General features: G+C 40.6%; 8 protein-coding genes and 1 CRISPR repeat array. Of the genes, 2 read left to right on the forward strand and 6 right to left on the reverse strand.

Annotated elements, in window-relative coordinates; translation table 11 throughout:
* A partial coding sequence (locus ASL19_RS02005) for a site-specific integrase (protein ID WP_152980383.1) occupies positions 1 to 213 on the forward strand: 213 nt, incomplete at its 5' end.
* 115 nt (positions 214 to 328) lie between these two features.
* A CRISPR array of direct repeats spans positions 329 to 2,724; the repeat unit is 36 nt; unit sequence GTCGCAATACCTATTCCTTCTTGCGAAGGTCAAGAC.
* 475 nt (positions 2,725 to 3,199) lie between these two features.
* On the opposite strand, the gene ASL19_RS02010 is transcribed toward ASL19_RS02005, so the two are convergent.
* The 4 genes from ASL19_RS02010 to ASL19_RS16490 form a co-directional block, all read right to left on the reverse strand.
* On the reverse strand, positions 3,200 to 3,508 hold the full coding sequence (locus tag ASL19_RS02010) for a hypothetical protein (protein ID WP_057177077.1): 309 nt from the start codon (positions 3,506 to 3,508) through the stop codon (positions 3,200 to 3,202).
* A gap of 395 nt (positions 3,509 to 3,903) precedes the next feature.
* Entirely contained in the window at positions 3,904 to 4,509 is a 606-nt protein-coding gene (locus ASL19_RS02015) for a VWA domain-containing protein (RefSeq protein WP_057177078.1), read from the reverse strand.
* Positions 4,510 to 4,831: 322 nt separating this feature from the next.
* Complete coding sequence (locus tag ASL19_RS17310) at positions 4,832 to 5,035, reverse strand: hypothetical protein (protein WP_152980384.1); 204 nt, start codon at positions 5,033 to 5,035, stop codon at positions 4,832 to 4,834.
* 473 nt (positions 5,036 to 5,508) lie between these two features.
* Positions 5,509 to 5,793, reverse strand: a complete 285-nt coding sequence (locus ASL19_RS16490; RefSeq protein WP_235528907.1) for a hypothetical protein — start codon at positions 5,791 to 5,793, stop codon at positions 5,509 to 5,511.
* Positions 5,794 to 6,244: 451 nt separating this feature from the next.
* Here ASL19_RS16490 and ASL19_RS02025 point away from each other — a divergent pair, with 451 nt between their 5' ends.
* Entirely contained in the window at positions 6,245 to 7,063 is an 819-nt protein-coding gene (locus ASL19_RS02025) for a hypothetical protein (RefSeq protein ID WP_057177080.1), read from the forward strand.
* Between the two features lie 332 nt (positions 7,064 to 7,395).
* Here ASL19_RS02025 and ASL19_RS17315 read toward each other — a convergent pair whose 3' ends face one another.
* On the reverse strand, positions 7,396 to 7,629 hold the full coding sequence (locus ASL19_RS17315; RefSeq protein WP_152980385.1) for a hypothetical protein: 234 nt from the start codon (positions 7,627 to 7,629) through the stop codon (positions 7,396 to 7,398).
* On the reverse strand, positions 7,626 to 7,868 hold a 243-nt coding region (locus ASL19_RS18060), incomplete at its 5' end, for a hypothetical protein (protein ID WP_072149068.1). The genes ASL19_RS18060 and ASL19_RS17315, both read right to left, overlap by 4 nt.

Here is a 7,868-nt window from a genome sequence, read left to right on the forward strand (position 1 = left end):
CAAAAAGCTGTTTGGGATATTGTTCGCACTGCTTCTCAAAGAATTGGTATCAGCGCCAGTCCCCATTGGCTCCGCCACACTCATGCTACCTTAGCTTTACACAATGGTGCTGATATTAATCAAGTTTCTACATCTTTAGGTCATTCTTCTGTTGCTACTACAACTAAATATCTACATGCCCGACCTAATGATTGTAGTAGTCTTTATCTATAGATACTTAAATGAAAGAGGGAAGATTATCCTCCCTCTTTTTTATTTGTCTTAACACTTAGTTCTCTTATGAAAGTTAAAGTTTGCGAATTTACTTATCTACACTACTTATACTCAATTCGCAATACCTATTCCTTCTTGCGAAGGTCAAGACGGGGACTCATAGTAATAGACAACCTGCGAACACCAGTCGCAATACCTATTCCTTCTTGCGAAGGTCAAGACGCAAGGCTCAACCCCTGCCCTACGAATTCAATAAAAGTCGCAATACCTATTCCTTCTTGCGAAGGTCAAGACACAAATTATGCTCTTTGTTTCTCCTTTTAATCTTTGTCGCAATACCTATTCCTTCTTGCGAAGGTCAAGACTGTTCTACATTCTGTGAAGCAGAATGTGAATTTGTATACGTCGCAATACCTATTCCTTCTTGCGAAGGTCAAGACACGTTGATGACATCCAGATCGGCTGGGTCCCCATGTCGCAATACCTATTCCTTCTTGCGAAGGTCAAGACAAGAAAGTTAAACTTAAATCTTTATCATACGAAGTCGCAATACCTATTCCTTCTTGCGAAGGTCAAGACGGATTTGTAATACATTTGTTATTCCTACTATTGGTTAGTCGCAATACCTATTCCTTCTTGCGAAGGTCAAGACTCGATGACGTGCAGATCGGCTGGGTGCCGGTCGACGGGTCGCAATACCTATTCCTTCTTGCGAAGGTCAAGACTCGCGATCGCATTAACAGCGATCGCGGTAAGCTGGATGTCGCAATACCTATTCCTTCTTGCGAAGGTCAAGACCTCCATCATTGCGCAGGCGCACGCCAGTGCGGCTTGTGAGTCGCAATACCTATTCCTTCTTGCGAAGGTCAAGACCTGCCTTACCCCCTGCCTTACCCTGCCTTACGTCGCAATACCTATTCCTTCTTGCGAAGGTCAAGACTTATAGGAATAAGGAAAACGAGCGAGGAGAAATAAAGCTGTCGCAATACCTATTCCTTCTTGCGAAGGTCAAGACAACAATCAATAAACAGGAGGAAAAACCATGATAGAAGTCATGCAAGTCGCAATACCTATTCCTTCTTGCGAAGGTCAAGACTTACCTACCACAGCGCATCCTAACAAACTATTATATGTCGCAATACCTATTCCTTCTTGCGAAGGTCAAGACTTAGGAGATCTGGAGATAAGTACCTTGTGTTAACCTTAGGTCGCAATACCTATTCCTTCTTGCGAAGGTCAAGACGCTATTGCAGCAATCATGTCCCCTGGAAACATCCTGGTGTCGCAATACCTATTCCTTCTTGCGAAGGTCAAGACAGGTTACTGGTGCGGAGTACCATCCACCTCAAGCGTGGATTGTCGCAATACCTATTCCTTCTTGCGAAGGTCAAGACTGTACAATAACAACTATCACACCGTACTCAAAAAGGTGTCGCAATACCTATTCCTTCTTGCGAAGGTCAAGACTCAAGCATAGAGCAAGGAGAAACCACGATGTTGAAGTCGCAATACCTATTCCTTCTTGCGAAGGTCAAGACACCCCCCGACTGTACGTGCAGTCCCTGGCGCTTCGTGAGGAGGTCGCAATACCTATTCCTTCTTGCGAAGGTCAAGACTTGCAAAATAGCTAAAACTCCGTCTTTGTTAAAGCCTAGAGGTCGCAATACCTATTCCTTCTTGCGAAGGTCAAGACGAAAAGGTAGGCAGAGGGATACCTATAGAATTAAGGGGTCGCAATACCTATTCCTTCTTGCGAAGGTCAAGACACGTTGATGCGGAACAGATCGGCTGGGTTCCAGTCGACGGGTGGTCGCAATACCTATTCCTTCTTGCGAAGGTCAAGACGCCGATATGGCACGTTTTTCCATGTCTACAAAGCCCGCGTGTCGCAATACCTATTCCTTCTTGCGAAGGTCAAGACTTCTTCTATATTGTCTATAGAAGAAACCTGTATTGTCGTCGCAATACCTATTCCTTCTTGCGAAGGTCAAGACCAAAAGTGGGGAGCAAGTTATGTGTCCATTCCCCTTCGGTCGCAATACCTATTCCTTCTTGCGAAGGTCAAGACGCTAATCGAAGTTTATCTTCTGGTCCTTCGTTTCTTCTTGTCGCAATACCTATTCCTTCTTGCGAAGGTCAAGACAATCGAGGAAATATTCCTAGCGCTTCAAGAGGCGCTATGTGTCGCAATACCTATTCCTTCTTGCGAAGGTCAAGACTCTGCAAAATTAATTAATTTTAAAAGCCCCTTTATGGGTCGCAATACCTATTCCTTCTTGCGAAGGTCAAGACAATACCTTCTCGTAGTAACATGTCCAATACACAGAGTTGTCGCAATACCTATTCCTTCTTGCGAAGGTCAAGACCATATTTAATATTTTCTTGGAGAGATATTAAAGAAGGTCGCAATACCTATTCCTTCTTGCGAAGGTCAAGACAAACCATCTACTATCGCAAACAACTCTTTTACCGTTGGTCGCAATACCTATTCCTTCTTGCGAAGGTCAAGACCCCTCCATTTTAACCCCTTACCCTGACTGGTGTCTAGACCCACTTTGCGAAGGTCAGCAAAATTTCTCTGTTTTTCACCTCCAGCACCATCAAAATAATGGCTGAAACCTTTACACCACAAGGCTGCGAGGTTCCCAACGAAATAATAGGCATTCCAGCGTTTTTTCTTGACCTTCGCAATCTCTTCGTTAATTACTGTTTTTTTTGTCTTTATTTTTATCATTATTCTTTCTTATTACTTAAATATTTATATCGATTTTCCCCTATATTCCCCCGTATTATAACACATTTACAGCAAAATAATTCCCTAAAAATTATGTATATTTTATTTTTATTGTGAATACGCTACTGTAAGTTACTGGGTGCAAAACTTTAAAAGTATATTTCATTGTCTGGATAAAAATGTATAGCTATAATTTAATATCTTAAAATACAATACTAACTTACATAGCTACATCCAATCAAACAGTATACGCTAAAATTCTTGGAGTAATGGCTTTATGCACTGACGAAAAACGTTTTCCGTCAATCTTTTACCAACCGCGAACCGAACATGAAACGTGCCTAGAGGAGAGCGATCTCGCGTAGCGAGTGCTGCGCTATCGCCCAAAGGGAGTGCTGCGCAATCGCCCTTCAGCATGTTCAAGTTTTTCCCTTGAGAAGGAATCGGGGGATAATCACTAAGAGCGATCTCCCAAAGGGAGTGCTTCGCAATCCCCCTCCAAATATCCCCAAAACTTTGAAATAACTGATTTATCCTTTGACGGAAAACGTTTACCGTCAAAGTTTTACCAAATGGGAACCGAACATGAAATGAGCCTGGATATGAATTCTGCTTCCTGTAGCAAAGCACTCGCTCATAGGGGGAAGACGAACCCTAGGAAATTCGCAAGGGAAATGCTTCCGAACCAGGGTGCGAGGGCAGAATCCAACCCAGTATCTACCAGGTCGCAATACTTATTCCTTCTTACGAAGGTCAAGATGTAGCTGTAAAACAATCAAATACCTGTTTAGTTGTACAAGCAGTCGCAATACCTATTCCTTCTTACGAAGGTCGAGACATATTTCATATTAATTAGTCTTTTGCCAAATTACCCGAGGTCTATGCTACCATGTCCCACACAATTTTCCAGAAGATACTGAAAGCGAATGATCTTTTGTCAACCTCCTACAATTCTACTAATCAGTAATCGCATTCATTAAAACTTCTGTTAAACTCATTTCTTCTAACTCATCTAAAGTCACAGTGTCACAAATATCAAATTTAGCTCCTACACTTTGTAACTGGTCATCGAGAGTTTTGAGAAATTTTGTAGCTTGCGGATCCCTACCTACTTGAATTAGAGAAATTGCTAATTCCTCATCTTTATCCATTTTGCGAGAGGCCTTAATAACTACTTCAAAAACTGCTTTCCGATCATCCGGTTCGCCATCAGTAATCACTAGAATGGTTTCACCATTCGGTTTGGCTTGACCAGATGCTTTACGTTGAAAATATTGATTAGTAGCATCTAAAAGCACTCCAGCTAAATTGGTTGTACCAACAGGATCATTTTCTTGAAATATTTGGGCAACCTTTGCTGCTGTCACATTTTCGTATCGTTTAAATCTACCGGAAAATACATAAACAGTAATACCATCTGGGTCAAATTCCTCACACTTTCTGGCTAGGGCTATGGTAGATTCTTGGGCTATTTCCCATCTGGTTTTTCCACCCCGTTGATCTCGAGTTGACATGCTCCCACTTTTATCAATGATTAGCGTATAGTCGCGATCGTTCAACATATTTTGCTCTAAATATTAGGTTACTCTTATTTTATCTGTTATCTAGCATTTTTGCGCAAGGTGAGGGTATCCTAATTCCCAGTTAGAAAAATGAGATAAATTTAAACAGTACATAGATATCCTTCGATGACAGAACAGGATGGAGGAATAACGGATATTAGCTATCTTATAATAGTATTATGATTCTTTATTATGATGATTTATCGTCACTTTACGCACTAAAGGGTGAACTACCATTACTGGGAGGTTGGGAACAATGGGGTTGTGAAGTGGGGATGTTTTTCCCTCCCTTGCATAGTTTACCTAGTCTTACCTCGCGTACTTAGCCCAACTCTCCTTTCTCATGGTATTTCAGGTAGTAAGTGGTGCCTCGCGATCGCCCGTCGGGGGTGTAATGCGATCTCCCGTAGGGAGTGCTGCGCAATCGCCCTAAAATCCCATCATCTATTCCTAATAACAGGTTGAAAGTTTTCCCTTGAGAAGATGATAAAGCGTAACCGTCTGAAATCCCATCACCTATTACCAAAAATAGGTTAGGACCATCCCAACATTAAGACGTATTAACACTATACGTATAAATTATACGGTAATTCTAATTGCCTCCACCAACTTCCCTCAAAAATAGAGTGTGGAGTATATCGCTTAAACCAGTGAGAACCATACCTGTTCATCTTAGGCTTTAGCCTCAGAATCTCCTGCAACTCTAGTTCTGCATAATTCTCACACACCACGTAGGAGATTAAGTTAGCACCTGCTTCTATAAATTTATTTTGATAGTTATGTCCTTTCATAAACCTTTTTCTTATATTGGAAGAACCACCAACATATAATAAATCGTAATCTTTATATACGTAGTACACACCTGATGTATTAGGTAATAGCCTTCTAAGTTGATAAGGTAGTTTATCCATATATGGCGAGTTCTGCATTTTCCGTTGACCTATATGAATTAACTATATTACCTAAATGTCATGCCAGATTAGAAGCACAAGTTATAACTTATGCGATCTCCCAAAGGGAGTGCTGCGCAATCGCCCGTCGGGGGTGTAATGCGATCTCCCGTAGGGAGTGCTTCGCAATCCCCCTCCAAATATCCCTACCCCCTTGAAATAACTGATTTATCCTTTGACGGAAAACATTTACCGTCAATCTTTTACCAACCGGGAATGGAACATGAAACGTTCCTAGAGGAGAGCGATCTCCCAAAGGGAGTGCTTCGCAATCGCCCGTAGGGGGTACAATGCGATTACCTGATAAGAAAATGTAAAATATGACAAAGTGCAATCACACATCTTACATAAAGTAAAGTATTGAATATCTGAGACAAAATATCTATCTAAAGATAGATGAAATGAAGTAATAGAATTAACTATGGTGTCATTAGTAACTCCTAAGTAACACTTGTACTCTATCCAAGAACATAAAAGTTTACGTTTTATTCTCCTTTTCGCACTACTTAGCAATTTGGTTTTAGCTATATCTGTTAGAGCCAAGACATCTCCAAATGAACTTCCTGACCTAAATTCAGCACTGATTATCAGAGCTGTTTTAATCTGTTAATTCAATCTGCTGGAACTAGTTTTACACAGGTAGAACCTGGTTTTGTTTCTACTCTCATCTCATTACAATAAAATGATAAAAGTTAAGGAAGTGGCAATGGAGTGAACCTTCACTGAAATGGATAAATAGTATAGTTACCTGTATTAAGTAAATTTCATGATTGGAGAACCATCTAATGACATCTAAAAAGCGTGAGCAAATCCGAAATTATTTTACAAAGAGAAAACCAAGCCCATCAGAAATCATGATTGAAGAGATGTTGACTAGATTTGCTATCTTCTTCATTTTGGGAAGCTTTCTTATAAGATTCATACTTGTATTCACAAACTCAGGTGCGATATCTATCTTTCTCATCCTCTTAATCTTTGGAGTCAGTTTACTCAAACTTAAAAAATTTTACTTTTCAAAAGAACTAATTTTCACCACTAGGTATGCTGATATTCCTGAAGAACAAACGGTTGATGCTTGGCTAATTGATGACATTGAAGATCTTAAGGAACGATCTATACGTCGACTAAACATTAACAAAGCAGAATTAATTAGGGATTCTATTGTGATACGCGGGCCTATTCTTTGGTCAACTAATGGTATCCCATCACAGGATCTCCTATGGAAAAAGGGCAAAGATCAACATATTCGATTTAGTATTAACACTATAACAGTTATACACTTAACTGATTATGGAATCAGTTCATATCAATGCGATTTCAACTTTCTGAAAGGTGTTCCTCTGAATGAAAGAGACGATGAATTTCATTATCGAGATGTGGTTGCTGTTTCAACACGAGATGATTCTACTAACTACAGATTACCAAATAATGTATTGATTAGACATGCACAGCTTTTTAAACTATCAGTATCAAGCGGTGACAGTATTCAGGTTGTAATCAATTCATCAGAGTTGCTAAAATTTACAGGAGGAACAATATTAGATACTGGTCTTGATAGTGCTATCAGAACCTTGCGAAAAGTTTTAAATCAAAAGAAAAGCTAATAGTATTCTTCAAACCTTAGAAGGTTTTAATCAAGCTTAATAATTTTTTTCCATATACACTAGAATCAATTTAAACTTAAATCAATGGTGCATATCATTACGTAGCAAAAATGCAATAACTACACTGAGTTTAAGAAATTTAATATTATTCTATTGAAACTCAATTTAACTGTGGGACAAGGGAATGAATTCTCTTGCTCATCTAACCGAACTACCTGTTAGAGGGTTATATCTGGCGATCGTGAAGCACTGCCTGTGGGAGATCGCACTTTTTACGTGTGGGACATTGCTGAGAGTAAATCAACACAACATGCGATCGCCCTTCAACACGTTCAAAATTTTCCCTTGAGAAGAAACATGGGAGACCCTAAATGCGAGATCCCATTGGGAGTGCAATGCGATCTCCCACGGGGAGTGCTTCGCGATCGCCCGCAGGGAGTGCTTCGCAATCGCCCTGAAATCCCATCACCTCTTAGTAATAACACGTTCACGTTTTTCCCTTGAGAAGATGCGGGAAGATGATCGCCCATAGGGAATACTTTGCGATCGCCCGCAAATCCTATCACCTTTTACCAATAACACCTTCAAAATTTTCCCTTGAGAAGAAACACGGGGAACCCTGAATGCGATCTCGCGAGTGCGAGTGCTTCGCGATCTCCCTCCAAATATCCCCACCCCCTTGAAATAACTGATTCATCCTTTGACGGAAAACGTTTACCGTCAACCTTTTACCAACCGGGAATAGAACATGAAATGAGCCTAGAGGAGAGCGATCTCCCGTAGGGCTTACCGGGTGACAAGGGGG

The organism is Cylindrospermopsis sp. CR12 (assembly GCF_001432185.1).
Taxonomy (GTDB): Bacteria; Cyanobacteriota; Cyanobacteriia; order Cyanobacteriales; family Nostocaceae; genus Raphidiopsis; species Raphidiopsis raciborskii.

Bases quoted from the DNA above. Each gene is read 5' to 3' on its own strand.
- ASL19_RS02015 (WP_057177078.1), bottom strand. From the start codon at position 4,509: ATGTTGAACGATCGCGACTATACGCTAATCATTGATAAAAGTGGGAGC.
- ASL19_RS02025 (WP_057177080.1), top strand. From the start codon at position 6,245: ATGACATCTAAAAAGCGTGAGCAAATCCGAAATTATTTTACAAAGAGA.